The sequence below is a fragment of the Klebsiella sp. 1SOBk10mer genome (assembly GCF_046602535.1).
In the GTDB taxonomy this organism is placed as follows: Bacteria; Pseudomonadota; Gammaproteobacteria; order Enterobacterales; family Enterobacteriaceae; genus Klebsiella; species Klebsiella quasipneumoniae.
In genome coordinates this window covers 1,027,857-1,054,138 of sequence record NZ_JBKIUP010000001.1, presented here as the reverse complement: position 1 = coordinate 1,054,138, position 26,282 = coordinate 1,027,857, and the positions used below count along the sequence as shown (strand labels likewise).

Genomic DNA, 26,282 nt, shown 5'->3' with positions numbered 1-26,282 from the left:
TGCCAGTTACGGCGGCTTTTTTAGTCTCAAAATAACAACAATACAAAGGTGTTCACGTGCAGAAGTATTTCATTGAAGCGCGTCAGTTATTAGCTCTGGCTATACCCGTCATTCTTGCGCAGGTAGCGCAGACGGCGATGGGTTTTGTCGATACCGTGATGGCGGGCGGCTACAGCGCCACCGATATGGCTGCGGTGGCCATCGGAACCTCCATCTGGCTGCCGGCCATTCTCTTCGGCCATGGGCTGCTGCTGGCGCTGACCCCGGTGGTGGCGCAGCTTAATGGCTCCGGGCGGCGGGAGCGTATCGCGCCGCAGGTGCGTCAGGGCTTCTGGCTGGCGGGGCTGGTCTCGGTGCTGATCATGGTCGTGCTGTGGAATGCCGGGTATATCATCAGCTCCATGCATAATATCGACCCGCTGCTGGCGGAGAAAGCGGTTGGCTATCTGCGCGCGCTGCTGTGGGGGGCGCCGGGCTATCTGTTCTTCCAGGTCGCCCGTAACCAGTGTGAAGGGCTGGCAAAAACCAAGCCCGGAATGGTCATGGGCTTTATCGGTTTACTGGTCAACATTCCGGTGAACTACATCTTTATCTATGGCCATTTCGGCATGCCAGAGCTGGGCGGCGTCGGCTGCGGCGTGGCGACCGCCTCCGTTTACTGGGTGATGTTTGCCAGTATGCTGTGGTGGGTGCGCCGGTCGCGTTCGATGCGCGATATCCGCTGCGCCGAGGGCTTCAGCGGCCCCGATTTCGCCGTCCTGCTGCGGCTGGTGCAGCTGGGGCTACCCATCGCCCTGGCGCTATTCTTCGAAGTGACCCTGTTTGCCGTCGTCGCGCTGCTGGTCTCCCCGCTCGGGATCATTGACGTCGCCGGCCACCAGATTGCGCTGAACTTCAGCTCGCTGATGTTCGTTCTGCCGTTGTCGCTGGCGGCCGCGGTCACCATTCGCGTCGGCTTCCGCCTCGGCCAGGGCTCAACGATCGATGCCCAGGTTTCCGCCCGTACGGGTGTGGGCGTGGGCGTCTGCCTGGCGGTGTTTACCGCTATCTTTACCGTGCTGATGCGCAAGCAAATTGCCCTGCTGTACAACGATAACCCGGAGGTGGTGATGCTGGCCTCGCATCTGATGCTGCTGGCGGCGGTCTACCAGATCTCGGACTCTATTCAGGTGATCGGCAGCGGTATCCTGCGCGGCTATAAAGATACGCGGTCTATCTTTTTTATCACCTTTACCGCGTACTGGGTGCTGGGTTTACCCAGCGGCTACCTGCTGGCGCTGACCGACGTGATTGTCCCCCGCATGGGGCCCGCCGGCTTCTGGTGCGGATTTATCATCGGCCTGACCTCCGCCGCTATTATGATGATGCTGCGGATGCGTTTTCTGCAGCGCCAGCCCTCCAGCATCATCTTACAGCGCGCCGCGCGCTAATCCTGCCAAAGCCCGCCACCCTGGCGGGCTTTTTCTTTCTTCAGTTATGTTCCGACGTTGTACATTCCGTTACTCCCCGACACCAAAGACTCACTGATGAGCGCCCCGGAGATGCATATAGTGTGGCCAACAGCCCCGCAGTGGGGTTACTCAGGAAACCAATTCGAGGATTTCAGCATGAAAAAAGTATTAGCTCTGGTTGTTGCCGCTGCTATGGGTCTGTCATCTGTTGCTTTCGCAGCCGACGCCGCGACCACCACCCCGGCTACCGCAGCCAGCCACACCACCGTTCACCACAAGAAACATCACAAAGCGGCGGCGAAACCGGCAGCCGAACAGAAAGCCCAGGCAGCGAAGAAACACCATAAAGCGGCGACAAAACCGGCCGTAGCGCAGAAAGCCCAGGCAGCGAAGAAGCATCACAAAGCCGCGGCGAAACCGGAAGCAGCGCAGAAAGCCCAGGCAGCAAAGAAACACCATAAAGCCGCGGCGAAACCGGCCGTAGCGCAGAAAGCCCAGGCAGCAAAGAAACACCATAAAGCGGCGACAAAACCGGCCGTAGCGCAGAAAGCCCAGGCGGCGAAGAAGCACCATAAAGCGGCGCACCACGCAGCCAAACCGGCGGTACAACCGGCGGCATAACGGTCAGGCGTTAAGGTAATAAACCGGCGCTGAATAGCGCCGGTTTTTTTTCAGGAGGACATCATGCTGCAACGCTATCGCTTCGAATTGCTGTTGGTTATGCTCATCGTCTGCGCGCTGTTTACCCTTCGCTTGATGTTTAAATAGCGGGCTGCTGAACCCATTTACGGGCCGGCGGCGTATAGTCGCGGAAACCGGCGATAATCTCCTCTGGCGAAGCAGCAAACGGCAGCATCTCCGCGTAGCGCGGGTGCATAAATCCTTCCCGTACCATGTTATTGACCATCGCCTGCAGCGGATCGTAATACCCCTTGATATTCAGGAATGCGCACGGTTTTTCATGGATGCCCAACTGCGCCCAGGTCCACTGTTCGAAAATCTCTTCAAGCGTCCCCGCTCCGCCCGGCAGAGCAATAAAGCCGTCGGCCAGCGCCGCCATTTTGGTTTTCCGTTCGTGCATATCCTCCACCACATGCAGCTCCGTCAACCCGCGGTGGGCAATTTCCCGCTCCACCAGGCCGCGCGGCATTACGCCGATGACCGTGCCCCCGGCCTCCAGCGCCGCATCGGCAACCGCCCCCATCAAGCCAACTTTGCCGCCGCCATAGACAACAGCCAGTCCCTGCTGCGCCAGCATGTGGCCAACCCGTCGGGCGGTTTCGAGATACAGCGGATGTTCGCCAGCTGAAGAACCGCAGAAAATACCAATCGATTTCATCTTCCTTATTACTCCTCTCTTCTGGTGGGCGATAATTTAACACAACGGCAACCCTTACGCGCAGGGTGAGACCGGCAAAGAAAAGAGAGGCGAGGCGCCTGCTGGCGAAGAAATATCCTTGTGGTTCAGTAAAATATCTCCGGAGTGGGTAAAAGATCCGCAATCGCATACAATGTACAAGAAAAGTGACGTTTACCTCTTGCCACATCCCCTGCCTGCCGCTAATATGCGTCCCCGTTGTCACCACAACATTGCGTTCGTAGCTCAGTTGGTTAGAGCACCACCTTGACATGGTGGGGGTCGTTGGTTCGAGTCCAATCGAACGCACCATTATGCGTTTATAGCTCAGTTGGTTAGAGCACCACCTTGACATGGTGGGGGTCGTTGGTTCGAGTCCAATTAAACGCACCATAATGCGTCTGTAGCTCAGTTGGTTAGAGCACCACCTTGACATGGTGGGGGTCGATGGTTCGAGTCCATTCAGACGCACCAATCTCGTTTCGTATCATTCCCTCTCAACATTAGCCTGCTGCATCGTGACCGGAAAACGCACGCCTTCTGCGCTTCCAGCCTGAACGTCATCAAACCCTGCCAGCGACAAAGCAAAACCCGATTATTCGCGACTATGAATAGCCTGCGCCATCGCCAGGGCATCCTCCCCTGCCGGCAACCGCGAAGGGGCTTGAGGATCGTTCACCATCCGCCAGACGGCCTGAGCCACATCGACAGCCTGCGTCACGCTGGCGTTATCCTGGATGCTGTCGAGGATCTGCTGGCCGAGCGGCGCATAGCTCTCCGGGAGCTGGCCCATCGTTCGACGCGCGTTTTCCCCGAAGCGGGTCTGGGGAGCGCGTCCCGGCAGGATCAAACCGACGCGAATATTAAAGGGCCGCAGCTCCAGCGCCAGCGACTCCGTGAAGGCATTCACCGCCGCTTTACTCGCGGTATAGACCGCCAGCAGGGGCATCGGCTGCAGGGTGACCGCCGAGGTGATATTAACGATCGTCCCGCTACGGCGCGCTCTGAACCGGGGAAGTACCGCCTGGGTCATGGCGATAGTCCCAAGCGTGTTGGTGGCAAACAGGTTCGCTATCGCCTCGTGCGACGCCCCCTCCAGGGCGTTGAGCATCCCCACTCCGGCGTTATTGACCAGAACGTCAATCTCTCCGGCCTCGGCAATCGCCTCGGCGATACTCTGCGCTGAGGTGACGTCAAGACGCACCAGCCGCAGACGGTCGCTGGCCGGCAACAGATCCTCGCGCGGAACCCGCATCGTGGCGATAACCTTCCAGCCCTGTTCAAGAAAATAACGTGCCGTCTCCAGACCAAAACCCGATGAACAGCCGGTGATCATAATCGTTTGCATCTCTCTGTCTCCGTTGGTTTCTTCCTTTTCATCATAGACAGCCCGCTCCGGACGATATAGGGTCAATAATCCATTATTCTTTAGCAGGAGTCCGGAAATGAGCGACCCGCTGGCGGAAATCATAGCGATGCTCAATCTCAGAGCGGTGCTGACCAAAACCATTGAGGGGGCGGGAGAATGGCGCGTTAAACGTTCAGACCAGGGAATGTCGTTCTACGGCGTGGTACTGGAAGGCGGTTGTCGGCTGGAAATAGACCAGCATGCGCCGCAGATCCTGCGCGCCGGGGATTTTATGTTGATCCCGGCGGCGTACCGTTTCGCGTTAACCAGCCTGACCCCGCCGCCTTCACCGGCGCTGGAGACCACCCCGGTGAAACTGGCGGCGGAACACTTTCGCCTGGGAGCTCTCGACCAGCCAGCGGAGATGCAGGCGCTGATTGGCCACTGCGCTGCCGATTCGGATAACGCCAGCCTGCTAACCTCCCTGCTGCCCGCCTTAGTGGTGGTTCGCGACCAGCCGCGGCTGGCCACCTTTGTCGGGCTGCTGAAAGAGGAAGCCCAGGCGGATCGCGCAGGCAAATCTTTCGTTCTGGCGCGGATGGTTGAGCTGCTGTTTATCGAGGCCATCCGATCCTGCGGAACGCTCGCCACCCCCGGACTGATGCGCGGCCTGAGCGATCCGCGGGTCGCCCAGGCAATCCGCCTGCTACATCAGGCCCCCGCCAGACGCTGGACCGTCAACGCCCTGGCCGCCGACTGCGCGCTGTCTCGCTCGACGTTATTTGAACGCTTTACCGGCCTGACCGGAATGACCCCGATGGGCTATTTGTTGAGCTGGCGCATGACCCTGGCCATGCAGTGGCTGGGCGAGACGGGCATCAGCATAACGGATATCGCCGAGCGCCTCGGCTATGGCTCGACCAGCGCGTTCAGCGTGGCCTTTACCCGATATGCCGGGATATCGCCGGGCAAATATGCCCGCCAGCGGGCGGCGCAGTGCCCCCCAGGCCCGCCATAAGTTAACCTGCCGCAATCGTCGTCTGCAGCCAGCGCTCAAACACCTGCAGCGCCGGCTCCCCCTCGCCGCCGCCGGGTTTGATCAGGCAAAAGCGCTTGGCCAGCGTCGGCAAGCCCGGCCATGGGGCGACCAGCGTCCCGCTGCGCAGTTCGCTCTCCACATACATCTTCGGCACCAGGGCCACGCCCTGCTGGCTGAGTACCGCAGCGATCGCCATCTCATGCAGATCATAGCGCGGCCCCTGCGCCGGGTTATCCAGCGCCAGACCGCACTCGCGGGCATAGTGCAGCCAGGCGTCCGGGTTTTGCCGCCGATGAATGCGCGGCAGCCGGTTCAGCAGCCCCGGGAGATCGTCATCCGTCAGCAGCGCGGCATGACAGACCGGCAGCAGATATTCCGCAAACAAAAACGTCACATCCATTCCGGTCCACGCCGGGTGATCAAAATGGATGGCCGCATCAAATCCGCTGCCCGGCAGAATAAAGGGGTCGCTGCGGGCGGCGATATTGACCACGATATGCGGATGCTGCGCCGTGAACTGCCCGAGCCGGGGGATGAGCCAGCGGCTGGCGAAGGTGGGGAGCACGGCGATCTCGAGACTGCGGCCATCGGCGGGCATCCCGCTAACGTCGTGGGTTTCCCGCTCCAGCCTGCTGAGGATCTCGCGGACCTGTCTGGCATAGCGGGCGCCGGCCGGATTGAGCCGTACCCGGCTCCCGATCCTGTCAAATAGTTTGCTGTCGAGGAGCGCTTCCAGACGGGCGATCTGCCGGCTGATGGCCCCTTCCGTTAACGCGAGCTCCGCCGCCGCGCGGGCAAAGTTGCCGTGGCGGGCGGCGGCCTCAAAGGCCAGTAGCGCAGCGCTGCTGGGGATTTTACGACGCATAGCCAATGCTCCTTGTGCGGGCCCATTGAAATTCAGTGACAGAATATCACTGAGTGATGAATAAACATCGTTTTTCAGCGCCATTATTGCCGGATAGGATGAATAAAACTCACTAAAGCGCGTTATGCGCTGAATCATCTGTCTCTCGAGGTCACTATGCTCTATGTCGTCGAATGCGCCTACACCGACCCGCAAAGCGAAGCGGCGTGGAATACCTTTTACAATCGGGAAAAATTGCCGGCGCTGGTCTCGGTGCCCGGTTTTCATGCCTCCCAGCGCTTCTGCGCGTTCAGCGAGGGCTGCCCTCGCTACCTGGCCCTACACGATATCCGCGATGCCGCCGTCCTCGACAGCGACGCCTATCGCCGCAATGGTGGGGGTCATTTTGCCCGCTGGCAATCGGCGATCGCCGACTGGCATCGCCACCTCTATCTCACGACTCACGCGCTGCGGGAGGTGGCTCCTGACGAGGTGCTGCTGCTGAGCGATACCGCGGAAGCCCTGCCCGTCGCTGCGCCGATCGTCCTGCAGCCCGGGGGTCTGGCCACCCGGCATACCCGCTATGCCGCCATCGTCCCGCGTGACGACCTGCATCACCGGGTCACCTCTGCCGCGGTCTTTATCTATCAGCCCATTACCGCCAGGTTGCGTCACCCGGCGGAGCAAGCGTGAGGTCAACATGACACCAGCTCCCTTTTATACCCTGACAGCAGGCGACCTGACGATAAGCGCCATCAGTGATGGTCAGATGACGGCGCCGCTGACGCTACTCGCGGGGATCGCCCCTGAAGAGGCGGCGCGTCTGCAGCGCCAGGCCGGGTTAACCTCGCCGGAGGCCATCGAGATCGGCGCTTACCTGATCCGCGGACGCGGGCACACGCTGCTAGTGGATACCGGCACCGGCGGGGCCAACGGCGTCGGCGGCGCGCTTATTGCCAATCTGGCGCTGCTCGGCGTGCGCCCTGAGGAAATTGACACCATCCTTCTCACCCACGCGCACCCGGACCATATCGGCGGCCTGCTGACCGCCGCCGGTACACCGGCTTATCCCAACGCCATGGTGTTCCTGCCCTCACGGGAAAGCGCTTACTGGCTGGCGCCATCGACACTGGACAACGCCAGCGATCGTGGACAACGTAACGTGCTGCGCGTCCGCCGCATAATGGCGATCTGCGCGACGCAAATTCGTGATATTGATGAAGACGAGCCGGTAGCCGGGATCCGGCCATGTCCCCTGCCCGGGCATACGCCAGGGCATACCGGATATCGCCTTGAGGCGGGCGGAACGTCGCTGCTAATATGGGGGGATATCGTCCACTTTCCCTCGATCCAGAGCGCCCGGCCAGAGGTGTCGGTGGCATTTGACGTCGATCCTGACCAGGCCCGGCATACACGGGAAAGTCTGCTGCGCCAGGCCGCCCGCGAAGGGTGGCTCATCGCCGGTATGCATCTTGGCCTGCCGGGTTTCGCCCGCGTGGAGAATACCGCCTCAGGCTACTGCCTGCGCCCGGTGTGACCTTCGCGGCGAACACCGATCACAGCGAAACCCCGGTCGTGACATTAACGCGACCGGGGCGTGGTGTCTGGGGAAGTGGACTAGCCGTTAACCGCGGCTCTTCCAGCCTTTTTTACTTTTGCAGCTGGCTTTGGTGGCGACCCATGGGTGACGCAGCTGGGTCAACTGAAGATCCTGAGAGGCCGGGCTGGCGGACCAGCGTTTGTTGCACAGAGGCTTACGAGTTGCAATGACCATAAAAACGCTCCTGAAAGTAATGAACAGTTCCCTGGGTAATTCCATAAGTTCAGAATTAGCTTATCACCGCTTAAACGTAGTTATTTCAATCTTTGTTTTGCTATGTAAATGGTGATTGCCACCTGAAAGGTATTAAATTGATCTAGATCAATGTAAGTGCGATTTTTTGATTTCGCCACCTATATTTTCAACCGTTTAACTTCGGCCACCGCTTGATTAAGACTTTTCCTATACCACATAATCCAACAGAAGAGAGCAAGATTATCAGATTTTTATTCTAGTTATGTATGCCAATGTGGTTAATTGTTTTGATTATTCTAGCTAATAAAATTCACTTGGTCAGACCGCCGCAGGCGGGTACTCTGCACCGGCAATACGGGGATTTGTCAGGGAGTGGTGGATGACTACAGGCTATAAACTACTTGGCTATAAGTTAGCGGATAATATTTTCTACTGCCTGCATCATCGGGAAATTATCGCGTTACGTGGGACGCGAACGCAGGTTCAGCTGCGCAGCACCATGGCTTGTTTACTGGAGTATTTGCTGGCGCATGGCAGAGAACGTCTGGTCAGCGATGAAGAGTTAATGATTAACGTCTGGGAAAAAAATAATCTCCGTCCGTCCGCGCAGCGATTATGGCAGGTTATCCAGACCCTAAAATCTCGCTTAAACCAGGCGGGGGGTCGAAAGCACGTTAATTGTCCGCGTTAAATGCGCAGGGTATTATATTAATCCTGCTTGCGTAGCCGAAATTTATTCCTTCAAACCGCCGGGCATGATGAATTATATAAACAACTCGCCTGCTGATATGAATAAGCTCCTGGTTCGCAATTAATCTCCTCTCCACGCCGTTTAGATCGCTTGCAACAGGGTTTATTCTTTGAATATTTTAATTCACAGCAATAATATTTATTTTAATATCGGCCTCGCCCAGTGTTTCAGAGATATTCAGGAAACCCTGTCCGGTCTGAATATTATTCATTCACTGCCGCTCAGCCATCTGCCCGATCTGGCCGGGATGGATGTGATTATTTTAGCGCTGGAAAACTATCACGATTATCAGGCCGCTGCTGAATTAGCCCTGCGCTATCCCGGTCTGGTGGTCGGATTTACCTCCGCTAACAATGTGAGACGCGGGCGCGCCTTTTACGCAGATACCCTCCTGTGGGTCAGCCAGCGGGAAAGCGTTCACGAGATCGGCCGCCTTCTGCGCCGGCTGGCAGACCGTAGCCGCCCTTTCGCGCCGCGCCATCAGCGTCAGAGTCACTCCTCCCGGCTGCGAGCCCCACTTAATGACCTGGAGATGCAGATGATTTGTGGCGTGGTCGACGGACAGTCAATTAATCAGATGGCGGACGCGCTGGGGGTTAATCGAAAGCGGGTTTATAACGGACTGGAGCGGATCAAAATGAATTTTCGCCTCGTCAGCCATACTCATTTTCATCATTTTATGACCGCGGAGGCCACGTTTAGCCACCTCTGCGCCGATCACAGTTGCTATAGACCAGGAGTACGGCCAGCCCGGCAACGACGTGCCGCATCGCGACCGCCGAAAATCATTCATATAATTTGAATGAGTTTCGCAAATTGTTTTGATTTTAACCACGAGGTATTGCGCGTATTCTTTATCACATCAGGGCGACAAGCCCTATATCAGACACCAGATTAAGGAATACGACCATGAAATCCATCAAAACTTTCGTTGCTGTTGCTGCACTGTCACTGTTCTCTTCCGTTAGCTTCGCCCAGAGCGTCAGCGCCACCGCCTCCACCCTGGACCGTGCTGAAGCCAAAATCGCCGCCCAGGCCGCCGAGCAGGGTGCGTCCTATAAAATCACCAGCGCCCAGTTTAATAATCGCGTCCATATGACGGCTGAGCTGAGCAAATAATCTCTTCGTTCTTTCGCAATGAAAAAAGCGCCGTCAAAAACGGCGCTTTTTTTTCGCCTCTTTCTCCGGGCAGTGATTTCCTGAGCGGCGCGCTGTGGCGTTCAGCCAATTCCGGGCCAATACTTACCGTATCCCCCGGAAAAGAGAACCCGATGATGAAAGCCTGGATCGTCAACAAACCCGGTTCACTGGACAATCTGCAGCTTGTCGATCTTGCCGACCCCGGCGCGCCGGCGGCAGGCGAGATCCGCGTAGCGCTCCACGCCACCTCCCTGAATTATCACGATTTGCTGATAGCGACGGGGGTGATTCCTACCGCCGATCGGCGGATCCTGATGGCGGACGGCGCGGGGGTGGTCGAAGCGGTTGGCGCCGGAGTCAGCGAGTTTCAGCCAGGCGACCGGGTGGTGGCTGGCTTTTTCCCGCAGTGGCTGGATGGCCGTCCTGGCCCGCAGGTGAAGGACTTCAGCCAGACCCCGGGCGACGGCGCCGAGGGGTTTGCCTGCCAGTATGTGGTCAGACCGGCCAGCCATTTTACCCATGCGCCTGACGGATGGAGCTTCAGGGAAGCGGCGACTATCACCACCTCCGGCCTCACCGCCTGGCGCGCGCTGGTGGTGGAGGGGCGGCTAAAAGCGGGCGATACGGTGCTGACGCTCGGCACCGGCGGCGTGTCGATAACCGCCCTGCAGCTGGCGAAAAGCATGGGCGCGCAAGTCATCGTCACCTCCTCATCAGATGAAAAGCTCGCCCGCGCGCGCCCTGGGGGCTGACCATCTCATCAATTACCGCACCACCCCGGCGTGGGGTGCTACGGTGCAGGACATCACCGGTCATCGCGGGGCCGATATTATCCTCGAGCTCGGCGGACCGGGCACCCTGAGCCAGTCGTTCGAAGCCGTACGTGTTGGCGGACACATCGCCCTCATCGGCGTCCTGACTGGCTTCGAAGGTCATGTGCCCACCCATCTGCTGATGAGTAAACAGGCCCGGTTGCAGGGGCTGGTGGTGGGTCATCGCCGGCAACAACAGGACTACGTCAACGTGCTGAACCTGCAGGCGTCGCGGCCGGTCATCGATAAAGTGTTTGATTTTGCGGCCTTACCAGACGCCTTCCGCTATCTGCAAAGCGGCGCCCATTTCGGCAAAATTTGCGTGGAGTGGTAGGGGTGAGGAAATGAGATGAACAGGGCCTCCGTGCCCTGGGAACGGCTTTATTCGAAAAAGACGTCCGGATTGTCCGACAGCGAAACAAAGGATTTCGTGTTTTTATCCAGCGCCTGAATCTCGCCGCTTTCAATGTCGTAGAACCAGCCGTGCAGGCGCAGGGTATGGTCGCGCAGGCCGACCGCCACCGACGGGTGGGTTTTGATGTTGTTCAGCTGAGCGATGACGTTTTCCTGCACCATGCCGTTGACCTTATCGGTTTCGCTGGCCCAGGTTTTCTTTTCCACCACCGCTTTTGCAGCATCAGCGTAGCGCAGCCAGTGAGACACCGCCGGCATCGGCTCCAGGCACTGGCAGGTGGCGATCGCTTTCATCGCCCCGCAGTTTGAGTGGCCGCAGATCACGATATCAGTCACGCCCAGCGCAACCACGGCATACTCAATGGTCGCGGATACACCACCCGGCTCCGGCCCGAAAGACGGCACGATATTCCCGGCATTACGAATAACAAAGAGCTGTCCCGGCTCCTGCTGGGTAACCAGTTCCGGCACCAGACGGCTGTCAGAGCAGGAGATGAAAAGCGCTTTGGGATTCTGGCTGGAAGCCAGGCTGCGGAAGAGCTCTTTACGCTGGGGGAAGATCTCTTTCTGGAAGTTGAGGAAGCCCTCAATGATATGTTGCATAGCAGTGTCTCTTCTCTGTAGTTATTACGGTATGACAAAGATCACAGTTATTCAGTTTACCATTGCTGACAAGAATGGGAATCGTTATTCAAACAGTTGCGCAGAAAACGCGCGCCGCGGATGCCCATTCAGCCTCGCCTATTCCACAGGGTTTTCACGTGCTTTCCTGAGCCAGTTTGCTACTCTGTCTGCTCGTACCGTCCCCACGTTGCCGACCGCCTGACGGCGGCGAACACACCAGGAGTTGCTATGTTCTTATCCAGCCTGATGGCCATTGCCGCGGTGCTGATCATGGGCGTGATCAGTCCCGGCCCGAGCTTTATTTTTGTCGCGCGCAATGCGGTCGCCCGCTCGCGCCTGCACGGTCTGGTGACCGCCCTCGGCACCGGCGCCGGCGCCGCCATTTTTTCTATTATGGCGATGCTGGGCCTGCAGAAGGTGCTCACCGCGGTGCCAGAGCTGTTTATTGGCTTGAAAGTAGCGGGCGGGCTCTACCTGTTGTGGCTGGGCTATAAGATTTTCCGCGGTTCGGCGCAGCCGATGGATTTTTCCGCCAGCGGTATGGCCGGCAACCATTCGTTGCTGAAGACCTTCCGCGACGGGCTGTATACCCAGCTGAGCAATCCCAAAACCGCGCTGGTGTTTGCCTCGATTTTTACCGCCCTGCTGCCGACGCAGATCCCCACCGCGTTCTATTACATCGTGCCGCTGATGAGTTTTCTGATTGACGTTAGCTGGTATTCACTGGTGGCGCTGGTGCTCTCCGCCGATCGCCCGCGTCGGGTCTACCTGCGGTTGAAGCGGCGAATCGATATCGCCACCGCGACGGTGCTGGGGGCGCTGGGCCTGCGGCTTATCGCTACCTCTCTCACCCGCTAGCGGCTACACGGTATGGATACGGATATCGTGTTGCTGAAAGGCAACGCGATATTCGCGACTAATATTCTCCTCCACCACCAGCACATCGATATCGCTGCTCGCGGCCACCACGAACCGCGCCACCGCCGGAATTTTATCCGAGGTCAGGCCGATGATAATTTCGCTGCACTGCTTAATCACCGCTTTCTTAAACTCACAGTCGGCATAGTCAAAACCGGTCAGGCCTGACTCTGGCGCCATGGCGCAGCCGCCGATAAACCCCTGGTCGAATAACATCCCCTGCACCTGAGCCACCGCCGCGGCCCCAACGCAGCCCCCGCTTGCCCGCTGTACCTGGCCGCCGAGCATCACCACGTCGTAGAGCGGCTTTTTCACCAGCACCGCGGCGATCTCCGGAGAGTTCGTCACCACCGTCAGCGCCAGCTCGGCGGGCAGCGCCTCGGCCATCGCCAGATTGGTGGTGCCGGTATCAATGAAAATAGTGCCGCCGGGTTTCACCAGCCGGGCGCACTGCTGCGCGATCCTGAGTTTTGTTGCTCGGTTTTTATCTTTCCGTTCACTGTAGTCTCCCGCTTCCGGCAGGCTCAACACCGCCCCGCCGTAGACTTTTTTACAGACGCCTTCGCGGCTAAGCTCATGCAGATCGCGGCGGATAGTATGCTCAGACACCTGAAGACGCGCCGCCAGATCCGCACACACCACTCTGCCGTTTTCCTGCAGGATCTGGCAAATCAGCGCTTGTCGCTGTTGGGGAAAAGCAGCATAATCGAGCAAAGCAACTCCTTAAATAATCATAAACGAGCAACAGTAAGCATGATCGTCTGCCCTGCTGTGATTGTCAATGTTCCAGCCCGGAGGTTTACTATGAAAATTGCCCATTTCGCTCTGTGGACCCAACAGCTTGAGGCTCAGGCCCGCTTCTGGGTCGAGTTCTTTGCCGCCAGTATCAATGAAAAATACCTCAGCCAGACCAACCCCGGATTTGCCTCCTATTTTGTCACCATCGACGACGAGGTGGTGATCGAGCTGATGACCAAGCCTGGCCTGCAGCAGGCCAGCGCGGATAATAACCATACCGGCTGGGCGCATCTGGCCCTCTCGGTGGGCGGTGCAGAGCAGGTCGATGCCCTTGCCCAACGCGCCGGAGCGGCGGGAATACTGGTTTCACCCCCGCGCACCACCGGCGACGGCTATTATGAGGCGGTGATCGCCGATCCCGATGGCAACCTGATTGAAATCGTCGCATAGTCAGTAGACCGCCAGCTATAAGGAGGCATCCATGGCACGTTACCGGATCATCGACACCGCGGCCTGGCCCCGCCGGGACCATTTCACCTTTTACCGACAATTTGCCAACCCCAGCTTTAATCTCTGCGTTCCGATAGAGGCGCAGCGCCTGTACGAATGTGCGAAGGACCGGCGGGTCTCATTTTTTCAGCTCGCGCTCTATGCCCTGCTGCGCGCGGCCAACGGGGTGCCGCAGCTCCGACAGCGCGTGCGCGATGGCGAGGTGATTGAATATGACAGCCTGGCGGTCATGACGCCGGTGATGACCGTTGAGGAGGGCTTCCGCCAGGTATGGTGCGACAACGCTGCCCAGTTCACCGCCTTCAGCGCCGCGGCAACGCCGAAGATCGTCGCGGCAAGAGAGACATCGCCGGCGCCGCTCATCGTCGATGGCGAACATTTTATCTGCGCCAGCTGTCTGCCGTGGCTCCACTTTACTTCGATGACCCATGCGGAATACGCGGTGGGCGCCGCGGTTCCTGCGCTCACCTGGGGGAAACTGCAGAACGGCGTGATCCCGGTAGCCGGGCGATTTAACCATGCCTTCGTCGATGGTCTCCATGCCAGCCGCTTTTACGCCCTCGTCGAAGCGGGGTTTCGCGACCCCGAGCGGCTCTGGCAGCCGCTAACCGCGACCGCCCCCTCACTGCTTCCCCCTACGGCGAAGGATCGCTGAGAACTCACCACACTCACCGCCGGGCAGCCTTCCCTCTGTCCGGAGGTCGCTTTTCCCTAACTGTCGCCTTTGCAACAGGCAGCGCAAAAGTGCGCTGCATTTGCAGCAGTCCGCTCCGTCAGCAGACATAGCCAGCCCGCTAAATATCGCCAACCGGCCTTCCTCTCTCGCTGGCATGTGTTTTGCTTACTCATACATATAACCCATGAGCATTACGAATAATTTATTTATCCAATTTACGCATAAGCTATTCACTGAATAAGAGAGAAGATGATGTCAGCCAGTTCACCCGCTCTGCCTTACACCCAGTCCTCGCCGCAGGCGCATATTATTGCCAGCGATGCGGAAGCCCTCGCCATCGCCGATGAGATCGCCGCCGTGCTCAAACCCGGCGCCGCCGAGCGCGACCGCACGGGTATCGTCCCGGTGGAGATCGTCAACACCTACTCCAACAGCGGGCTGTGGGGTATTACGGTGCCGCGCCGCTTTGGCGGCGCCGAGGTCTCGGCCGCGATCCTGGCGCAGGTCATTGCCATTCTTTCCGCGGCCGATCCATCGTTAGGTCAGATTCCCCAGAACCACTATTGCCTGCTGGAAGATATTCGTCTGCAGGGCAGCGACGACCAGCAGGCGTTCTTTTTCGCCCAGGTACTGCAAGGCTATCGCTTCGCCAATGCCCTGTCGGAAACCGGGGGGAAAACGGTCCTCGATATTCGTACCCGTATCGTGCAAGGCGCCGAGGGGCTGCGGATCAATGGCCGTAAAGGCTATTGCACCGGATCACTGTATGCCCACTGGATTGGCATTCTGGCGCTGGATGCTGACGATCGCGCCCAGCTCGCCTTTGTGCCACAGAACAGCCCGGGGCTGACGGTGGTCGATGACTGGGCGTGCCTCGGTCAGCGAACTACCGCCAGCGGCACCGTACTGGCCGATAATCTTCCGGTCAATCCCTTCCACCTTTTCCCAACGTGGAAGTCCTACGCCAGCCCGACCCTTGCCGGCCCCTTCGCCCAGTTGACCACCGCGGCGATAGACGCCGGTATCGCCCGCGCGGCGCTGGACGATACCGTGGCGTTCGTGCGCAACAGCGCCCGACCGTGGATCGACGCCGGTGTGGCGCGGGCCAGTGACGACCCGCTGACTATCTACCATATCGGTCAGCTGGATAGCCGTCTTGCCGCTGCCGACGCGCTGCTGGAGCGGGCCGGACGGGTGCTCGACCGCTATAAAAATGACCTCAGTGAGGAACATGTCGCCGAGGCGTCGCTGGCCGTCGCCCGCGCCAAAATCTGGACCACTGAAGTGGCGCTGGAGGCCGCCAGCCGCCTGTTTGAGCTGGGGGGCACGCGGGCTACCGGTGAGTCGCTCAACCTCGACCGCCACTGGCGCAATGCCCGGGTGCACACCCTGCACGACCCGGTACGCTGGAAGTATCAGCTGCTCGGAAACTGGGTGCTCGGTATTCGTCCGCAACGACATGACTGGAACTGATATGACAAGTCTGCTGGCATTTTTCGCACAAATCGACTGGAGCGATGTGGCCCAGGCCGCCCTCGATACCCTCACCATGCTGGCCTGGTCGCTGGGCTGGACCGTGCTGCTGGGCCTTCCGCTGGGGATCGTACTCTATCTCACCGGCGAGCCGCGTTTGCTGTACGCCCCGCGTCTTTACCACCTGTTGTCATTGTGCGTCAACGTGCTGCGCTCCCTGCCGTTCATCATTTTACTCATTGTCATGATCCCGTTGACCACGTTGCTGACCGGCACCTCGCTGGGGGTGGAAGGAACCATTCCGCCGCTGGTCGCCGGCTGCGCCCCGTTCTTCGCCCGGCTGGTGGAAACCGCTCTGCGCGAGGTGGAGCACGGCCTGGTGGAGGCCAGCTGGTCGATGGGCGGCAGCACCTGGCAGCTTATCTGGCACACGCTGTTACCGGAGTCGCGGGCCGGGCTGATCGCCGCTGTGACCGTGACGGCCATTTTGCTGGTCGACTACACCTCGATGGCGGGGGTGATTGGCGGCGGTGGGCTGGGCGATCTGGCCATTCGTTTTGGTTATCAGCGCTTTCAGACTGACGTGATGGTGGTCACCGTCCTGATGCTGATTGCGCTGGTACAGCTTCTGCAAATGAGCGGCGACCGCCTGGTGCGCTACGTCAGCCGTAAATAACTTACCTTTCCAGGTTTCAGGAATCACTATCATGAAAAAATCCATTATCGCCGCCGGACTTCTGGCCCTCTTCTCCACCACAGCAATGGCTAACGAGACGCTGATCGTCGGCGCCACGCCGGTACCGCATGCGGAAATCCTGGAGTTTGTGAAGCCCGTGTTGGCAAAGGAAGGCGTCGATTTACAGATCAAAGTATTTAACGATTTTATACAGCCCAATCAGCAGCTGGCGGAGAAACACCTCGACGCTAACTACTACCAGTACCGTCCGTTTCTCGATAACTACAACCAGACCCGGCATACCAACCTTGTTCCGGTAGTCGGGGTGCATATCGAACCTTTCGGCGCCTACTCCAGCAAATACACGAGTCTCACCGCGGTGCCGGACGGGGCGACGATCGCCATTCCTAACGATCCGGTGAACACCGGACGCGCGCTGGTGATGTTAAGCAACGCCGGGCTGATTACCCTCAAGGATCCGCACAATCCGCAATCGGCAACGAAGGACATCACCAGCAACCCGCATCACTTTAAAATCCGCGAACTGGAGGGCGCCATGCTGGCGCGGGCGGTGAAGCAGGTCGACCTCGCCTTTATCTTTGCCAACTATGCGCTGGAGGCCGGTATCGACACCGATAAAGCGTTGCTGGTGGAAAAAGGCAGCGATCTGTACGTCGAATATCTGGTGGCGCGTCCGGACAATATTCAGGACCCGGGCATTCAGAAACTGGCGCAAGCGCTGCATTCGGACGCCGTTCGTCAGTTCATTCTGACGCGTTATCAGGGCAAAATTTTACCCGGATTTTAATCACCGCGGGCAGCGGCGACAGCCGCTGCCCGGGCAAACGGAGCGCATCATCGTGACGCATATCCCCGCCCCACCGATCCATATTGAGTTTGCTGGTATCAGCAAAGCCTATCCTAACGGCGTGCAGGCGCTACAGGACATTGACCTGACCATCCGTCAGGGCGAAATTTTCGGCATCATCGGCCGCAGCGGCGCCGGAAAATCCACCCTGCTGCGCCTGTTTAATCGCCTGGAAAGTGCCGATAGCGGCGAGATGTTCATCCACGGCGAGTCGACCGTTCGCTACTCCCCGCGCCAGCTGCGCGACCTGCGTCGGCGGGTGGCGATGATTTTTCAGCACTTTAACCTGATGGCCACCAAAACCGTGGCGCAGAATATTGCGCTGCCGCTGAAGATGGCTGGCATCCCGGCCGGCGAACGTCAGCGGCGGGTTACGGAAATGCTTGAGCTGGTGGGCCTCAGCGCCCTGCGCGACAGCTACCCTGCCCGCCTTTCCGGCGGCCAGAAACAGCGAACCGGCATCGCCCGGGCGCTGGTCACTCAACCGGAAATTCTGCTGTGCGATGAGGCAACTTCGGCGCTGGATCCGGAAAACACCTTGTCGGTGTTAACCCTGCTGAAGGAGATTAACCAGCGCCTGGGGCTGACTATCGTGCTGATCACTCACGAAATGGAGGTTATTCGCACCCTCTGCGATCGGGTCAGTGTGCTCGAAGGCGGACGCATTGTCGAACAGGGGGAGGTCTGGCGCGTGTTTGGCAACCCGCAGCATCCGGTGACGCGCGCTATGCTCGGCCTGCAGCACCCCGATCGCCCGGAGGCCGGGCCATCGCTGCGCGACGGCGAGCAGATCGTGACCTTACGGTTTGACGGCAGCAGCGGTCGCGAACCCAATCTGCAGCATATCGCCAGCCTGCTGGGGGGCGACGCCCGCCTGCTGTACAGCAACTGCGAGCGTATCCAGGGCCGGGTCATCGGCCAGCTGCAGGTCCGGCTGAGCGGGCCGCTGGCCGCCAGCGCGCTGGTGCAGGATGGCTGGGTCGCGGACAGCATTTTGACCCACCCTCTTCAGGCAGCGGAAACCACTGCGCCATAGCCATAGAATGGAATTATATTTCCGATCCTTTGCTAAGGATAATTGGTTATAAATCATAGCGTTTCAGTGTTAGACAGGGCGAAGTGCGCCTCTTATCTTTCGTCATGAATTGTAAATCACCACGCAATCACTTGATGAGGTAGCACTTTTGTCCAGATTACAACAAGGATTAAAAACCCAAAAAACCCGCTTCGCCCTGGCGCTAAAAGTGGCCCTGCTCGGCGGCGTGGTAGCATTTTCTTCTGCTGTCTTTGCTGAGGGTCTCCTGAAAGAAGGCATCACCCCGGCCACTGACGCCAGTCAGATCCCGGCCAGCGCCAAGCTGCGCAAAGACACGGTGGTGGCCGGGATCTCCGAGCCGCAGGGGATCTTTAACCCCTACTTTTTCGTCAACGGCTGGGATGAGAACGTCACGAACGTCATTTTTTCACGCCTGATCGACTGGGACAGCCAGGGCAAGCTGGTCCCGGGGCTGGCGGAGAGCTGGACGGTCAGCCCGGACAGTAAAGTCTATACCATTAAATTGCGCCCTGGTCTGACCTTCAGCGATGGTTCACCGCTGACGGCGGAAGATGTCGCCTTTACCCTGACGGTCCTGCTCGACCCCAAATATGATGGCGATACCGACATCACCCTGGCCAATATCGCTGGCGGCGCAGAATACAAAGCCGGCAAGGCTGACAGCGTCAGCGGCCTGAAGGTCATCGACCCGCTCACTCTTCAGGTGACCACCACCCAGCCAGGCGCCACCACGCTGGCCAAAATTGGCGGGCCAGTGCTGTCGAAAGCCTGGTACGGCAAAGGATATCAACGGGGACATCTCGACTATCTGCGCTCACTGCACGGCAAGCCGCTGGGCAACGGCCCTTACGTGTACGATACCTATATTCCCGGTCAGGAAATTCGCTTCCATGCCAATAGCCATTTTTACCGTGGGACGCCGCCAACGCCGCGCTTTATCTATCGCGTGACCAATCCGTCGACCAACTTCCAGTTGTTCCAGACCGGGGAGACCGACTACGACGCCTTTACCTCGCGTCCTGACGATATCGAACAGCTGAAGATGCTCGGCTTCGCCAACATTAATCTTTACGGCTCCAGCGACTACAGCCAGGTGGAATTCAACGTTCATCGTCCGGCGCTGCAGGATAAGCGGGTGCGCCAGGCGCTGATTTACGGCCTGGACCGGCAGAAGCTGATCGACGTGGTCTATCAGGGGTACGGCAAAGTCGCCATCGAGCCGATCGCCCCGATCTCCTGGGCCTTTAACGCAGAAGGCGTCAATCCTTACCATTACGATCCGGCGCAGGCGAAAAAGCTGCTGGATGAGGCCGGCTGGAAAGCTGGCGCCGACGGTATCCGCGTCAAAGAGGGCCAACGCCTGGAGCTAACCCTGCTGGTGAGCAAGAAGGTGCTCAACGATGCGTTGATCCCCATCGCCAAAGAGAACTGGCGGCAGATCGGCGTGCTGCTTAAGCCGCAGGTGGTGGATTTCAACGCTCTGATGGCGCAGCGCAAAGCCGGAAATTACGATCTCGCCTCGTTCAGCACCAGCACTCTCAACGACCCGCACGACGGGGTATGGGATTTCTACAGCAGCGAAGCTAAAGAGTCCGGCTACCACAACGCGGAGGTCGATAAGCTGATTAACGCCGGCAACGCGGTGCTCGACATCGAAAAGCGCAAGCCGATCTATCACCAGCTGTATAAAGTGCTGGCCGACGATCCGCCGGTGATCCTGCTCGGCTATCGCAACATCCTTTCCGCCAGCAGCGCCCGCGTCACCGGCTTTAAACCGGATATCTACAACGGCCTGACCGGCAGCCTGCCGGATGTGAAAATCGTTAAGTAAATCCCCTGGCCGCCGGGTTAACCGGCGGCTGATGCGAGATCGTCATGAAAAATTTCATCCTGAGGCGCCTGCTGCAAACGCTGCCGATGCTACTGCTGGCCTCGTTCATTATTTTTATGCTGTTTGCCAAAACCCCCGGCGACTTTATCGATGGCAATATTACCCTGACCGCCGCCCGCGCTGCGGAGCTGAAGGCGATCTATGGCCTCGACCAGCCGCTGTTCACCCGCTATCTCCACTGGCTGGGACAGCTTCTGCGAGGCGATTTAGGTTTTTCGCTGCAGTATCAGATCCCGGTCAGCCAACTGCTCAATCAGTACATCTGGAACTCTTTTCTGCTGGCCAGCGTCGCGCTGGTCTTTTACTGGGGCATTGGCCTGGCGGTCGGCGTGGTGTCGGCCCTGCGACCTGGCTCCTGGTTTGATCATCTGGTGAGCGTTGCGGTGTTTGCCGCCATGTCATTCCCCACCTTTTTCCTCTGCCTGTTGCTGATTAAATGGTTTGCCGTCGATCTCCACTGGCTGCCGGTAGGCGGGATGACCAATACCGGCAGCGACGAAAGCGGCTGGCAGTATGTGCTGCAAGTGGCTGCCCACCTGGCGCTGCCGGTGCTGGCGCTGGTGATGCTGCAGGCGGGCAGCCTGACGCGCTATGTGCGCGCCAGTATGCTCGACGTGGTGAAAATGGATTTTATCCGTACCGCCCGCGCCAAGGGGTTACATGAGCGCACGGTGATCCTTAAACATGCGTTGCGCAACGCCCTGCTGCCGATCATCACCCTGCTGGGCTTTGAGCTGCCGGGGCTGTTCTCCGGGGCGATCATTACCGAAAAGGTATTCAACTGGCCGGGGGCAGGCCACATCCATATCGACTCGCTGGCCGCCCGCGACTATCCGGTGCTGATGGGGTTTACTCTGTTTCTGGCGGTGCTGACGATAGTCGGTAATTTGCTCGCCGACGTGCTGTACGCCTGGGCCGATCCGCGTATTCGGGTGAGGTCATGATGATCCTGTCTTACTTTGCTTCCCGTCGCCGCCAGCGGCAGGCGGCTATCCCGGTGCTGGCGCACATTCCCCCCTCTCCCTGGCGCCAGGGATGGCGACAGCTGCGCCGTAACCGGCTAGCCATGTTCTGCCTGATCCTGCTGGCCGTAATGGCGGTGTGGTGCGTGCTGGGGCCCGTCTGGTCGCCGTGGAAAGATGATGCCACCGACGCCTTGAGCATCAACCAACCGCCCGGCGCGGAACACTGGCTGGGGACCGATTTCCTTGGTCGCGATGTCTACACCCGCCTGCTGCTGGCCGGGCGCATCTCGCTGATTATCGGCCTGCTGACCATGGTGATGTCGGTATTCCTCGGCTATCTGCTCGGCGCCCTCTCGGGTTATGTCGGTGGGTTAACCGACAGAGTGATCATGCGCGTGGCCGACCTGGTGATGACCATCCCTGGATTGCCGCTGTTGATTGTTGCCGGGGCGATGCTTTCCGAGCTCGATTTTTCCCCGGACTCGCGCATCTATATGGTGGTGGTAATGCTCAGCCTGCTGGAGTGGCCCCGACTGGCGCGGCTGGTGCGCGGGCAATGTCTCTCCCTGCGCGAACGCGATTTTATGCTGGCCACCCAAGTACTGGGCCTGTCGGCGCGTCGCCGGCTGTTTGGCCACCTGCTGCCGAATACCATTCCGATTCTGGTGGTGATGGCGACCATGGCTGTCGCCAACGCCATTCTCAGCGAATCCGCGCTGAGCTATCTCGGCCTCGGCGTGGTGCCGCCAACGCCGTCGTGGGGCAATATGATGGATGCCGCCAATAGCCTGATCGATTTCCAGCGCCGTCCCTGGCTGTGGATGCCGCCTGGGATCGCCATCTTTCTCACCGTGATCGCCATTAACGTGCTGGGCGATGGCCTGCGCGACGCCATGGATCCCAATATGAAACCGAGGCTGAAATGACCCTACCGTTAGTCTCTTTTAATCATCTCTCCGTCTCTTTCGCTGGCGAACGTCATCGCGTGCGCGCGGTGCAGGACGTCTCTTTCACGATTCAGGCCGGGCAAACCGTTGGCGTGGTGGGCGAGTCCGGCTGCGGCAAAAGCGTCACCGCCATGGCGCTGATGGGCCTCCTGCCGTCGCAGGCAGCGCGCATCGACGGCGGCGAAATTCGTTTCGCGGACCGCGATCTGCTGCGGCTGAACCCCAGACAGATGGCCGACCTGCGCGGCCACCAGCTGGCCATGATCTTTCAGGAACCGATGTCGGCCCTGAACCCGGTGTTGACCATCGGCGAACAGCTGTGCGAACCAGCGATCCGCCACCTCGGCGCCACGCCGAAAGCCGCCTGGCAGCTGGCTACCCGGCTGCTAAGCGAGGTCGGCCTGGCGCGCGGCGACAGCCTGATGGCCAGCTACCCCCACCAGCTATCCGGCGGCATGCTGCAGCGGGTGATGATCGCCATGGCGCTGAGCTGTCAGCCCAAACTGCTGATTGCCGACGAACCGACCACCGCGCTGGACGTCACCGTGCAGGCGCAAATCCTGCGCCTGCTGCGGGACCGGGCGCGGGCCAGCCAGATGGCGATGATGCTGATTACCCACGACCTGGGGGTGATCGCGCAGATGGCCGAACAGGTGGTGGTGATGTATGCCGGGAGGATCGTGGAACAGGGCGCCACGGCGGAGGTGCTACGCCATCCGCAGCACCCTTATACGCGGGGGCTCATCGCCTCCCGCCCGGTGCCGGGCGAGCGGCGTCGGCGACTGTACTCGATTCCCGGTCAGGTACCGGATCTGGCCGCCCTGCCGGCGGGCTGCGCTTTTGCCGGGCGCTGCGAACGGGCGACGCCGCGCTGCCGGGAGGCGATTCCGCCGCTGCTCGGCGAGCGCCAGCGGGCCGCCTGCTTTTATAGCGAATTTGCGGAGGCGACAGCATGAGCGATCGCTATGTTATTGAAGTGGATGGATTGAAGAAGTATTTTCCGCTGCGCGACGGCCTCTTTGGCCAGCAGACCGGCGAGCTTCGCGCGGTGGACGGCGTCAGCTTTAACATCCGTCTGGGCACTATTTTTGGCCTGGTGGGTGAGTCCGGCAGCGGCAAAACCACCGTCGGCCGAACCCTGCTTGGCCTGTACGAGAAGAGCGCCGGCAGCGTGAAATTTCACGGTCAGGAGCTGGCCGACCTGCCCGGGCCCGCCCTGCGCGCCATACGGCCGAGGATGCAGCTGGTATTTCAGGATCCCTACAGCTCGCTGAACCCGCGGCTGCGTATTGGCGAGGCGATAGGCGAAGCCATGCTGCAGCACAAGCTCTGCACCCGCGATGAGCTCTATGACCGGGTGATCGACGTGATGAAGATCTGCGGCCTGGCGCCGGAACACTACGCCCGCTTTCCGCATCAGTTTTCGGGCGGCCAGCGCCAGCGGATCGGTATTGCCCGGGCGCTGATCCTCAACCCGGATTTTATCGTCGCCGATGAGCCCATCTCGGCCCTCGATGTATCGATTCAGGCGCAGATCATCAATTTGTTTTCCGACCTGCGCGACGACCGCGGCGTCACGTTTCTGTTTATCTCCCACGACCTCGGGGTGGTGGAGCATTTATGTGACGATGTGGCGGTAATGTATCTCGGGCAACTGGTGGAAAGCGCCAGCCGCGATGCGCTGTTCAGCCGCCCCCTCCATCCCTACACCCGCGCTCTGCTGGCGGCGGTGCCGACCCTCGACCCGCACAGCGAACCGCAGGCGCTGGTGCAAGGCGAGATCCCGGATCCGACCAACCCTCCCGCCGGCTGCCGCTTTTCATCTCGCTGCCCGCAGGCCGGCGATCGGTGCCGCAGAGAAGCGCCGGCGCTGCGCGAGATGGCCCCTGGCCATCGAGTAGCCTGCCATTGGGTCGCGTCCTGAGCGCGGCCGACGGGGGTTATTTATTTCTAAACAACCGGTCGATTGTGCGCAGCGGCGCCAGGATTTACTATCCGCTCCGTCTTGTGAGACGCGTTATGAATGAAGCGTAATATTTTTGTTCATTTTTGCCCGATGGCTTCGGGCATTTTTTTGCGACACGCCCGGGAGCGATCCTGCCGGCGACAAATTTAGCGGGGCGCGGGCGCCCGTCTGTCAAAACGCAGCAATGGAATTGCTCGCCCGCGTCCCGCTATCCCTTAATGACCTTCCCGTGAAATCCCGGAAAAAAATAAGACTATATGAGATTGCCTGAGGCATAGCGTTATCTTATTTTTTAAGCGTGTACTCCACATTAAGGAAGCAAGATCATGCTTAAGCGTCGCACTATTAAAACAGCACTGGCGGCGGTTATTTCTCTCGCCGTCATGGCGGCACCGGCCTATGCCAACCCGGGTAACGGTAATGGCAATGGCGGCGGTAATCACGGGAACAGTGGTAACCATGGCAATAGCGGCAATCATGGTAACAGCGGTAACAGCGGCGACCATGGTAATAAAGGACAAAATAAAGGTCAGTCCACCGCCGATCATGGCAACCGCAAAAGCTACGGCAAGCCGGACCACGTCGACAGCGATATTAGCTTCTCACGGGCGCGCTCCCTGGCCGTGAACTACGGTCTGGTCGGCTATCAGGCGCTGCCTCCGGGTATCGCCAAAAATGTCGCCCGCGGCAAACCGCTCCCTCCGGGTATCGCGAAAAAGACCCTGCCAGCTTCTATGATTAACGATCTGCCCTATTATCCGGGCTATGAATGGCGGGCGGTCGGCGATGACCTGGTGCTGGTAGCGCTGAGCACTGCCATTGTCACCGCCGTGATTAACGGTGTGTTTGACTAACTCACCTGCTTATTGAAAAGCCTCGCCCCGGCGAGGCTTTTTTTGTGCCTGGCGCTCGAGAGTGACAACTCACTGGCATCATCGCTAAGATAATGGCTCAACCAACCCGGGACCGACTATGGACAAAGACACTGTAGTGACGCTGTTGAAGTACAAGCGCTGGATTGACCTTGCCACCTTACAGGCGATCCGCACGATAGACGGAACAGTACATGGCGAAAAACGCCACCTGACCCTCAGGCTGATGAACCATATCCATGTCGTTGACATGATTTTCCGGGCGAATCTTCGCGGCATTACGCACGGTTACACCGCGCTGAATACCCCCGAGACGCCAACCATTGATGAGCTGGAAACGGCAATGACCGCCTGTACGGATGAATACATTCAGTACGTCAGCGCCATGACCCCCGCTGATTTCCACGAACGTATCGCCTTCAAATTTGTCGACGGCGGCGACGGCAATATGACCGCGATGGAGATGTTGAACCACATGCTCTTTCACGGCGCCTATCACCGCGGCGCGGTAGGCTGGATGATTGGCGAATGCGGCGGCGTGCCGCCGAAAGATGTGCTGACCGTTTTCCTGCGCGACCATCATTCCTGAGGATGCGAGACCATCAGCCGTGAATCGCGCGGATGATCAGCAGTAGTTCTGCCTGATTACGGGTGTGGGTTTTCCGGTACAGGGCGCTAAGGTGGGTTCTGATGGTGGCGATAGATACGCCCAGATGTAAGGCGCATTCATCCGGCGTCATGCCCCGCACCAGCAACTCCGCCACCGCATTTTCGGCAGGCTTGACGTTAAACAGTTCCATCAAGGCGCTGCCGGTGAGAAACGGCTCGGGAATAATCACGCAGGCGACCCCGGCAAGGCGGGCCGTCGGGATCACGAGGATCGGTTTCGGCTGACGCCCGGCGGTATAGCACACCCCTGCCCTCGGCGGCTCTGCCGTCCGGGTGGCCTGCTCGATAGCCCGTTTCAGTTTTTTGCTGTCGGTATTGAGGCACAGCGTATCACCCCCGCTATACCAGGAGAGGCGGGTGTTAGCGCGCAGGTAGCGTTCGGCATGCGCGCTGGCGTAGAGAATTTTACCGCCATGATCCACCAGCCATACCGGGTAGATCCCGTTGTCCATCACCGCGCTCTGGTATTTTATGGTGTCTC

The 26,282-nt window shown here is 59.3% G+C and carries 27 protein-coding genes, 3 tRNA genes and 3 pseudogenes; 26 read left to right on the top strand and 7 right to left on the bottom strand.

Features of this window, described 5'->3' with window-relative positions:
- Window positions 1-56 precede the first annotated feature (56 nt).
- Both mdtK and asr read left to right on the top strand, forming a co-directional pair.
- A complete protein-coding gene (mdtK, locus tag ACLH1I_RS05100) occupies window positions 57-1,430 on the top strand; it encodes an MdtK family multidrug efflux MATE transporter (RefSeq protein ID WP_004202895.1) in 1,374 nt (457 codons plus the stop codon).
- A gap of 177 nt (window positions 1,431-1,607) precedes the next feature.
- Window positions 1,608-2,072 (top strand): acid resistance repetitive basic protein Asr, encoded by a 465-nt coding sequence (gene asr, locus ACLH1I_RS05095; protein WP_032456174.1) that lies wholly within the window; start codon window positions 1,608-1,610, stop codon window positions 2,070-2,072.
- A 139-nt stretch (window positions 2,073-2,211) separates the two neighbouring features.
- On the opposite strand, the gene ACLH1I_RS05090 is transcribed toward asr, so the two are convergent.
- Complete coding sequence (locus tag ACLH1I_RS05090) at window positions 2,212-2,790, bottom strand: TIGR00730 family Rossman fold protein (RefSeq protein WP_004202897.1); 579 nt, start codon at window positions 2,788-2,790, stop codon at window positions 2,212-2,214.
- Window positions 2,791-3,043: 253 nt separating this feature from the next.
- Here ACLH1I_RS05090 and ACLH1I_RS05085 point away from each other — a divergent pair.
- From ACLH1I_RS05085 to ACLH1I_RS05075, 3 genes are all read left to right on the top strand, one after another.
- Window positions 3,044-3,120 (top strand) — tRNA-Val (locus tag ACLH1I_RS05085).
- Window positions 3,121-3,124: 4 nt separating this feature from the next.
- Window positions 3,125-3,201, top strand: a tRNA-Val gene (locus tag ACLH1I_RS05080).
- A 4-nt stretch (window positions 3,202-3,205) separates the two neighbouring features.
- Window positions 3,206-3,282, top strand: a tRNA-Val gene (locus ACLH1I_RS05075).
- A gap of 121 nt (window positions 3,283-3,403) precedes the next feature.
- Here the strand turns inward: ACLH1I_RS05075 and ACLH1I_RS05070 are convergent.
- Window positions 3,404-4,156, bottom strand: a complete 753-nt coding sequence (locus tag ACLH1I_RS05070; protein ID WP_004202898.1) for an SDR family oxidoreductase — start codon at window positions 4,154-4,156, stop codon at window positions 3,404-3,406.
- A 97-nt stretch (window positions 4,157-4,253) separates the two neighbouring features.
- Between ACLH1I_RS05070 and ACLH1I_RS05065 the strand changes: the two genes are divergently transcribed.
- Window positions 4,254-5,174, top strand: a complete 921-nt coding sequence (locus tag ACLH1I_RS05065) for an AraC family transcriptional regulator (RefSeq protein WP_057215636.1) — start codon at window positions 4,254-4,256, stop codon at window positions 5,172-5,174.
- Window position 5,175: 1 nt separating this feature from the next.
- Here ACLH1I_RS05065 and ACLH1I_RS05060 read toward each other — a convergent pair whose 3' ends face one another.
- Window positions 5,176-6,060: a LysR substrate-binding domain-containing protein gene (locus ACLH1I_RS05060; RefSeq protein WP_032456178.1), complete on the bottom strand. Its 885-nt coding sequence runs from the start codon at window positions 6,058-6,060 to the stop codon at window positions 5,176-5,178.
- Window positions 6,061-6,216: 156 nt separating this feature from the next.
- On the opposite strand from ACLH1I_RS05060, the gene ACLH1I_RS05055 reads away from it, so the two are divergent.
- Window positions 6,217-6,732: a hypothetical protein gene (locus tag ACLH1I_RS05055; protein WP_048294980.1), complete on the top strand. Its 516-nt coding sequence runs from the start codon at window positions 6,217-6,219 to the stop codon at window positions 6,730-6,732.
- 7 nt (window positions 6,733-6,739) lie between these two features.
- Complete coding sequence (locus ACLH1I_RS05050; protein WP_151385224.1) at window positions 6,740-7,576, top strand: MBL fold metallo-hydrolase; 837 nt, start codon at window positions 6,740-6,742, stop codon at window positions 7,574-7,576.
- Between the two features lie 87 nt (window positions 7,577-7,663).
- Here ACLH1I_RS05050 and ACLH1I_RS05045 read toward each other — a convergent pair whose 3' ends face one another.
- Window positions 7,664-7,813 (bottom strand): hypothetical protein, encoded by a 150-nt coding sequence (locus tag ACLH1I_RS05045; protein ID WP_002907802.1) that lies wholly within the window; start codon window positions 7,811-7,813, stop codon window positions 7,664-7,666.
- A 400-nt stretch (window positions 7,814-8,213) separates the two neighbouring features.
- Between ACLH1I_RS05045 and ACLH1I_RS05040 the strand changes: the two are divergent.
- From ACLH1I_RS05040 to ACLH1I_RS05025, 4 genes and pseudogenes are all read left to right on the top strand, one after another.
- Window positions 8,214-8,649 (top strand): annotated as a pseudogene (locus ACLH1I_RS05040) (winged helix-turn-helix domain-containing protein).
- A gap of 45 nt (window positions 8,650-8,694) precedes the next feature.
- Window positions 8,695-9,410 (top strand): annotated as a pseudogene (locus tag ACLH1I_RS05035) (hypothetical protein).
- 84 nt (window positions 9,411-9,494) lie between these two features.
- Window positions 9,495-9,704, top strand: a complete 210-nt coding sequence (locus tag ACLH1I_RS05030) for a YdgH/BhsA/McbA-like domain containing protein (RefSeq protein ID WP_004202908.1) — start codon at window positions 9,495-9,497, stop codon at window positions 9,702-9,704.
- Window positions 9,705-9,856: 152 nt separating this feature from the next.
- Window positions 9,857-10,871, top strand: a pseudogene (locus ACLH1I_RS05025) (zinc-dependent alcohol dehydrogenase family protein).
- Between the two features lie 47 nt (window positions 10,872-10,918).
- Here the strand turns inward: ACLH1I_RS05025 and ACLH1I_RS05020 are convergent.
- Window positions 10,919-11,554, bottom strand: coding sequence for a carbonic anhydrase (locus ACLH1I_RS05020; protein WP_004202911.1), 636 nt, complete (start codon window positions 11,552-11,554; stop codon window positions 10,919-10,921).
- A 249-nt stretch (window positions 11,555-11,803) separates the two neighbouring features.
- On the opposite strand from ACLH1I_RS05020, the gene ACLH1I_RS05015 reads away from it, so the two are divergent.
- Window positions 11,804-12,433, top strand: coding sequence for a LysE family translocator (locus ACLH1I_RS05015; protein WP_023318448.1), 630 nt, complete (start codon window positions 11,804-11,806; stop codon window positions 12,431-12,433).
- A 3-nt stretch (window positions 12,434-12,436) separates the two neighbouring features.
- Here the strand turns inward: ACLH1I_RS05015 and ACLH1I_RS05010 are convergent, their stop codons facing one another.
- Window positions 12,437-13,207, bottom strand: a complete 771-nt coding sequence (locus ACLH1I_RS05010; protein ID WP_004202915.1) for a DeoR/GlpR family DNA-binding transcription regulator — start codon at window positions 13,205-13,207, stop codon at window positions 12,437-12,439.
- A gap of 90 nt (window positions 13,208-13,297) precedes the next feature.
- Between ACLH1I_RS05010 and ACLH1I_RS05005 the strand changes: the two genes are divergently transcribed.
- The 13 genes from ACLH1I_RS05005 (at window position 13,298) to ACLH1I_RS04945 (ending at window position 25,721) form a co-directional block, all read left to right on the top strand.
- On the top strand, window positions 13,298-13,681 hold the full coding sequence (locus ACLH1I_RS05005) for a VOC family protein (protein WP_004202917.1): 384 nt from the start codon (window positions 13,298-13,300) through the stop codon (window positions 13,679-13,681).
- A 31-nt stretch (window positions 13,682-13,712) separates the two neighbouring features.
- Window positions 13,713-14,396 carry a CatA-like O-acetyltransferase, family 1 gene (locus ACLH1I_RS05000; RefSeq protein WP_151385226.1) on the top strand — a complete coding sequence of 228 codons (684 nt, stop codon included), beginning with the start codon at window positions 13,713-13,715 and terminating at the stop codon, window positions 14,394-14,396.
- 270 nt (window positions 14,397-14,666) lie between these two features.
- Entirely contained in the window at window positions 14,667-15,890 is a 1,224-nt protein-coding gene (locus ACLH1I_RS04995; RefSeq protein ID WP_198079713.1) for an SfnB family sulfur acquisition oxidoreductase, read from the top strand.
- 1 nt (window position 15,891) lies between these two features.
- Window positions 15,892-16,566 (top strand): methionine ABC transporter permease, encoded by a 675-nt coding sequence (locus ACLH1I_RS04990; RefSeq protein WP_194418528.1) that lies wholly within the window; start codon window positions 15,892-15,894, stop codon window positions 16,564-16,566.
- Between the two features lie 31 nt (window positions 16,567-16,597).
- Window positions 16,598-17,374: a MetQ/NlpA family ABC transporter substrate-binding protein gene (locus ACLH1I_RS04985; protein ID WP_017899539.1), complete on the top strand. Its 777-nt coding sequence runs from the start codon at window positions 16,598-16,600 to the stop codon at window positions 17,372-17,374.
- 52 nt (window positions 17,375-17,426) lie between these two features.
- Entirely contained in the window at window positions 17,427-18,470 is a 1,044-nt protein-coding gene (locus ACLH1I_RS04980; RefSeq protein WP_048326362.1) for a methionine ABC transporter ATP-binding protein, read from the top strand.
- A gap of 148 nt (window positions 18,471-18,618) precedes the next feature.
- On the top strand, window positions 18,619-20,322 hold the full coding sequence (locus ACLH1I_RS04975) for an ABC transporter substrate-binding protein (RefSeq protein ID WP_004202925.1): 1,704 nt from the start codon (window positions 18,619-18,621) through the stop codon (window positions 20,320-20,322).
- A 44-nt stretch (window positions 20,323-20,366) separates the two neighbouring features.
- Complete coding sequence (locus ACLH1I_RS04970; protein WP_004202926.1) at window positions 20,367-21,326, top strand: ABC transporter permease; 960 nt, start codon at window positions 20,367-20,369, stop codon at window positions 21,324-21,326.
- Window positions 21,323-22,273, top strand: coding sequence for an oligopeptide ABC transporter permease (opp4C, locus tag ACLH1I_RS04965; RefSeq protein ID WP_151628655.1), 951 nt, complete (start codon window positions 21,323-21,325; stop codon window positions 22,271-22,273). The genes ACLH1I_RS04970 and opp4C overlap by 4 nt, the downstream gene beginning before the upstream one ends.
- Window positions 22,270-23,250 carry an ABC transporter ATP-binding protein gene (locus ACLH1I_RS04960; protein WP_023318454.1) on the top strand — a complete coding sequence of 327 codons (981 nt, stop codon included), beginning with the start codon at window positions 22,270-22,272 and terminating at the stop codon, window positions 23,248-23,250. The genes opp4C and ACLH1I_RS04960 overlap by 4 nt, the downstream gene beginning before the upstream one ends.
- Window positions 23,247-24,218: an ABC transporter ATP-binding protein gene (locus ACLH1I_RS04955; RefSeq protein ID WP_130944658.1), complete on the top strand. Its 972-nt coding sequence runs from the start codon at window positions 23,247-23,249 to the stop codon at window positions 24,216-24,218. Before ACLH1I_RS04960 ends, ACLH1I_RS04955 begins: the two co-directional genes overlap by 4 nt.
- 368 nt (window positions 24,219-24,586) lie before the next feature.
- On the top strand, window positions 24,587-25,114 hold the full coding sequence (locus ACLH1I_RS04950; RefSeq protein WP_048324490.1) for an anti-virulence regulator CigR family protein: 528 nt from the start codon (window positions 24,587-24,589) through the stop codon (window positions 25,112-25,114).
- Between the two features lie 118 nt (window positions 25,115-25,232).
- A complete protein-coding gene (locus ACLH1I_RS04945; protein ID WP_048324493.1) occupies window positions 25,233-25,721 on the top strand; it encodes a DinB family protein in 489 nt (162 codons plus the stop codon).
- Window positions 25,722-25,734: 13 nt separating this feature from the next.
- Here the strand turns inward: ACLH1I_RS04945 and ACLH1I_RS04940 are convergent, their stop codons facing one another.
- Complete coding sequence (locus ACLH1I_RS04940; protein ID WP_229583961.1) at window positions 25,735-25,872, bottom strand: hypothetical protein; 138 nt, start codon at window positions 25,870-25,872, stop codon at window positions 25,735-25,737.
- Between the last annotated feature and the right edge of the window lie 410 nt (window positions 25,873-26,282).

Excerpts from the sequence above, each read along its gene's own strand:
- ACLH1I_RS04990 (WP_194418528.1), top strand. The coding sequence starts at position 15,892 with ATGACAAGTCTGCTGGCATTTTTCGCACAAATCGACTGGAGCGATGTG.
- ACLH1I_RS05060 (WP_032456178.1), bottom strand. The coding sequence starts at position 6,060 with ATGCGTCGTAAAATCCCCAGCAGCGCTGCGCTACTGGCCTTTGAGGCC.
- ACLH1I_RS04960 (WP_023318454.1), top strand. The coding sequence starts at position 22,270 with ATGACCCTACCGTTAGTCTCTTTTAATCATCTCTCCGTCTCTTTCGCT.
- ACLH1I_RS04950 (WP_048324490.1), top strand. The coding sequence starts at position 24,587 with ATGCTTAAGCGTCGCACTATTAAAACAGCACTGGCGGCGGTTATTTCT.
- ACLH1I_RS05070 (WP_004202898.1), bottom strand. The coding sequence starts at position 4,156 with ATGCAAACGATTATGATCACCGGCTGTTCATCGGGTTTTGGTCTGGAG.
- ACLH1I_RS04985 (WP_017899539.1), top strand. The coding sequence starts at position 16,598 with ATGAAAAAATCCATTATCGCCGCCGGACTTCTGGCCCTCTTCTCCACC.
- ACLH1I_RS05020 (WP_004202911.1), bottom strand. The coding sequence starts at position 11,554 with ATGCAACATATCATTGAGGGCTTCCTCAACTTCCAGAAAGAGATCTTC.
- ACLH1I_RS05000 (WP_151385226.1), top strand. The coding sequence starts at position 13,713 with ATGGCACGTTACCGGATCATCGACACCGCGGCCTGGCCCCGCCGGGAC.
- ACLH1I_RS05045 (WP_002907802.1), bottom strand. The coding sequence starts at position 7,813 with ATGGTCATTGCAACTCGTAAGCCTCTGTGCAACAAACGCTGGTCCGCC.
- ACLH1I_RS05065 (WP_057215636.1), top strand. The coding sequence starts at position 4,254 with ATGAGCGACCCGCTGGCGGAAATCATAGCGATGCTCAATCTCAGAGCG.
- ACLH1I_RS05050 (WP_151385224.1), top strand. The coding sequence starts at position 6,740 with ATGACACCAGCTCCCTTTTATACCCTGACAGCAGGCGACCTGACGATA.
- ACLH1I_RS04970 (WP_004202926.1), top strand. The coding sequence starts at position 20,367 with ATGAAAAATTTCATCCTGAGGCGCCTGCTGCAAACGCTGCCGATGCTA.
- asr (WP_032456174.1), top strand. The coding sequence starts at position 1,608 with ATGAAAAAAGTATTAGCTCTGGTTGTTGCCGCTGCTATGGGTCTGTCA.
- ACLH1I_RS05005 (WP_004202917.1), top strand. The coding sequence starts at position 13,298 with ATGAAAATTGCCCATTTCGCTCTGTGGACCCAACAGCTTGAGGCTCAG.
- ACLH1I_RS05030 (WP_004202908.1), top strand. The coding sequence starts at position 9,495 with ATGAAATCCATCAAAACTTTCGTTGCTGTTGCTGCACTGTCACTGTTC.
- ACLH1I_RS05055 (WP_048294980.1), top strand. The coding sequence starts at position 6,217 with ATGCTCTATGTCGTCGAATGCGCCTACACCGACCCGCAAAGCGAAGCG.
- ACLH1I_RS04955 (WP_130944658.1), top strand. The coding sequence starts at position 23,247 with ATGAGCGATCGCTATGTTATTGAAGTGGATGGATTGAAGAAGTATTTT.
- ACLH1I_RS04940 (WP_229583961.1), bottom strand. The coding sequence starts at position 25,872 with ATGACGCCGGATGAATGCGCCTTACATCTGGGCGTATCTATCGCCACC.
- ACLH1I_RS04945 (WP_048324493.1), top strand. The coding sequence starts at position 25,233 with ATGGACAAAGACACTGTAGTGACGCTGTTGAAGTACAAGCGCTGGATT.
- ACLH1I_RS04995 (WP_198079713.1), top strand. The coding sequence starts at position 14,667 with ATGATGTCAGCCAGTTCACCCGCTCTGCCTTACACCCAGTCCTCGCCG.
- ACLH1I_RS05090 (WP_004202897.1), bottom strand. The coding sequence starts at position 2,790 with ATGAAATCGATTGGTATTTTCTGCGGTTCTTCAGCTGGCGAACATCCG.
- ACLH1I_RS05015 (WP_023318448.1), top strand. The coding sequence starts at position 11,804 with ATGTTCTTATCCAGCCTGATGGCCATTGCCGCGGTGCTGATCATGGGC.
- opp4C (WP_151628655.1), top strand. The coding sequence starts at position 21,323 with ATGATGATCCTGTCTTACTTTGCTTCCCGTCGCCGCCAGCGGCAGGCG.